This is a genomic window from Silicimonas lutimaris (assembly GCF_047314965.1).
In the GTDB taxonomy this organism is placed as follows: domain Bacteria; phylum Pseudomonadota; class Alphaproteobacteria; order Rhodobacterales; family Rhodobacteraceae; genus JAVJUV01.
In genome coordinates this window covers 1-3174 of the sequence record NZ_JBLBVK010000019.1, presented here as the reverse complement: position 1 = coordinate 3174, position 3174 = coordinate 1, and the positions used below count along the sequence as shown (strand labels likewise).

Here is a 3174-nt window from a genome sequence, read left to right as displayed (position 1 = left end):
AGAATATCACCCTTTCGCCTCTGACATTTACAAACGAGAACGGTAAATGCAGGCCTTCAGGAACCTTGGTGGGCGCAGGCAACTTAAGCCCCAGTTCATTCAGTCTTTCTTTGGGCGTTGACATGAATCGGTGTCCTTCATCGTCGCAAACTAGGGAAGCGTATAATCCCCGTTGGTCTACTTTGGGCTCTTACCGGTCATCTGAGCGTTTCAGTCAGATCACCGCTTCGCCGACATAGCTGACCCTCCGAGCCTACCGATCGAAGAGACTGCCGAGCCCCTTGCGGAGGCGGTCCCCGATTTCGTCCTCGAGTTTCTGTTTTTCCTTCTCCAGCCGCGCGTCTGCGTCTTCTTCGATCTTTTTCCTCTCCGCCTCTAGGCGAGCCTTGGCATCGACACGAAGCTTTTCCTCTTCCACCTTCAGGCGGTCGCGGGCGACGGCCTCCAGGTCAGGGTAGATGCGTGGACTCGACCAAGGGCCTTTCACGCGGACAGGGATGGAGAACCCGCCCGTTACATCGTTCTCGAACACGCTGGGCCGCAGCACGTAGTCGAGAGACTGACGGCCGAGGTGGATATCGCCGCTGCCACGCGCCTCGAAGAGCTTTGCGGTCATCAGGAGATCGTCGTTCCGCATCACGCCGTTTTCGATGGTGAAGCTCGCTTCCAGCGACCGGAATATGGTCACGGCCCTGTCGCCCACGGAATCTGCCGCATTGCTTCCGCCGAACAACGAGGCCAGGTCGACACCTGTGATGTCGCCCTGACCGATATCCAGGGCACCCTTGCCGGAGAGAGAGCGCATGATTTCGTCAAGGCTCTGCCCGACCCCGAGGAAGGAAAGCTGGGTGTTACCCGCGCCTCGCATCCGGTCAAAGCCGGCCATGTCGGTGAGAAGCGACTGGATGGCGACGGTCTTGCCGTCCATGTCACCCGCCACGCTGAGGCCGTTCCGGTTGTTGGCCACGAAGCGCGCGATAAGCGCGCCGCCGAACGCCTGGGCCCGCAGGATATTCACAACCGCGCGGGCATCGTCGATCGTGACGGTGGCCGAGACGTCCTGCATCGCCGTGGTGCCAAGATCGATGGTTGCGGCATCCAGCTGGATATCGGCGTCAAGAAGCCCGAGCACGCTTGCATCGATCGGTTTGGTTGACCAGCCTTTGCCCTCTGCGGCCGACGGGCCGGCCCCGGCGCTGCCTTCTTCGGCGCTCAGAAACGAAAGGTCGAGGTCACCTGCGCTGAGCTGCGCGCTGACAAAAGCCGCGTCACCCAGGGCAACGGTCATCGTTCCCTGGAGCCGGTTCGCGCCGAAGCGGTACTGGCCTCGGGCGATACCCACAACTTCCGGGGTGACGGTGAGTGCGCCACTGGCTTCGATCGGCAGGATATCCGCAGGAAGAGGCGTCGCAGTACCTCCCGACAGAGCCACGAGTGTTTCGGGCGACGGGAGGTCGGCGACAAGGTCGCCCTCCAGAACTCCGTCGAGTGAAATGTCGCCGGCAAAGCGGATTGCGTTCCGGCCGATTTGCGTGTCGACGGACACGCCCGTCATGTCGCCGGCAAGAAACCGTGAGAGAGACGCGAGCTCGGCCTCGCCCTTGACCGACTTGCCGTTCGTGGCGAACTCGGCTGACACCACGAGCGGAGCGTCCGCGCTCGGCGTATTGGCGGAGATATTGACGTTTTCGAACAGCATCGACCTGCCGGTATTCTCGTCGCGGTAGCTGACCGTGCCGTTCTGAACGGAGAGGCCCGCGATCGAAAGGTCCAGTGACCGTGCGTCGCCTGTCCCGTTCGCGCTGCGGGACCGGTCCGGGTTTGCTTCGCTCCAGTTGGTGCGTCCATCCGCGAATTCCACAAGCGTCAGGGTCGGGGAAACCAGCGTGATCTCTCTGACTTCGATGCGGCCCGAGAACAGGGCTAGAAGGTCGACGCCGACGCTCAGCCCTTCTCCCGTCACAAGAGCGGCACCACCGGTCGAACCGGCAACCGTGAAGGCGCCGGTGCGCACCCCGATATTCGGGAAGAACCTCGGCCGGAGGTCATCGGCAATCCTGACTTCGCGCCCCAACGCGGCCGTGATCCGATCTCCCGCGATCGCTGCGAGGCGCTCACCCGACACGATAAACAGCCCCCCGACAAAAGCCACGAGAAGGACAACAACAAGCGCCACCAGGCGCAGCACGATCCGAAGAATTTCAGCCTCCCTGCGGTCCCGTGGACCCAACCACTCGATTGCTTTTCGGTTTTTTAACAGAAGCTATTCCATAACTCACTCAGAGTTTGATCGAACGCTTTCGGTCCGGCCATGGTCACGAATGCGAGCGGCCTTCTGTACCATGTCACCATTGTCGGCCGTGAACACGGCATTCCATCGGTCGTCGTGACACCAAGGCAAAGGATGTCATTATCGGCGTTATGCGTGACAGTGAACGGAACATCCCGCGAAGTGACGTTCGAGGCAGGATGAACCTCTTCTGGTTTGTCCGCAGTCTTTGTTAGCAGTAATCTGGGTCGAGGATTTGCAAAAGGCGAGGCCCTCGCATAGAGCCGTGGAACTCAACCGACGAAATTCTTCAAAGAGGGCCGAACTCATGCAAGCGGTGGTTCATAAGTTGAGAAAAACTAGGATGATTTGGGCCTTCGCTGCTACTATCCTCTTCCTGGGCTTGAGCCTCGGCACCACCCCTGTTCATGCACAATCCACCGATCCCGCTCCGGCTGAGTCAAATGCAGCGATGACGGATGACGGGATTAATACTCTCCTTGGAATTTTGAAAGATGACGCCGCCCGTGCCAAGCTAATCGAAGAATTGGAGGCGGCCGCGGCCCCGGCGGAGAACGCCACTGCGACCGTGAGCGAACCCGTTGAAGAGGTTATCTCACTCGGTCGTCGCATTGCTTTGGTCACGCAGGAATTCGCTGAGGAAGCCGTGGTCGTGCTCATTGGGATATCGACGGATCTTTCCAGCGGCCAGAGCGTGTTCTCCGGCCTGCGTGGCGATGAGCTTGGCGTCCTTCTCAAAGCGTTGCCGGAACTGCTCTTAATTATTGTCATCACGGTTTCGGTCTTCCTGGTCCTGCGCACGCTGGCCAAACGTTTTTACTCTCGTCTCGGCCGCAGCGCTGAGCGGGCGGGTTTCTTCCGCACGGTTTCGCTGTTTCTGGTGT

Annotated in this window: 2 protein-coding genes and 1 pseudogene; 2 read left to right on the top strand and 1 reads right to left on the bottom strand. The window is 60.0% G+C overall.

Annotated elements, in window-relative coordinates:
- Positions 1-253: 253 nt before the first annotated feature.
- Complete coding sequence (locus tag ACKLNI_RS00685) at positions 254-2188, bottom strand: AsmA family protein (RefSeq protein WP_413717064.1); 1935 nt, start codon at positions 2186-2188, stop codon at positions 254-256.
- A gap of 123 nt (positions 2189-2311) precedes the next feature.
- Here ACKLNI_RS00685 and ACKLNI_RS00680 point away from each other — a divergent pair, with 123 nt between their 5' ends.
- Both ACKLNI_RS00680 and ACKLNI_RS00675 read left to right on the top strand, forming a co-directional pair.
- Complete coding sequence (locus ACKLNI_RS00680; RefSeq protein WP_413717063.1) at positions 2312-2473, top strand: PEP-utilizing enzyme; 162 nt, start codon at positions 2312-2314, stop codon at positions 2471-2473.
- Between the two features lie 160 nt (positions 2474-2633).
- A pseudogene (locus ACKLNI_RS00675) lies at positions 2634-3174 on the top strand (mechanosensitive ion channel domain-containing protein); the annotation flags it as partial.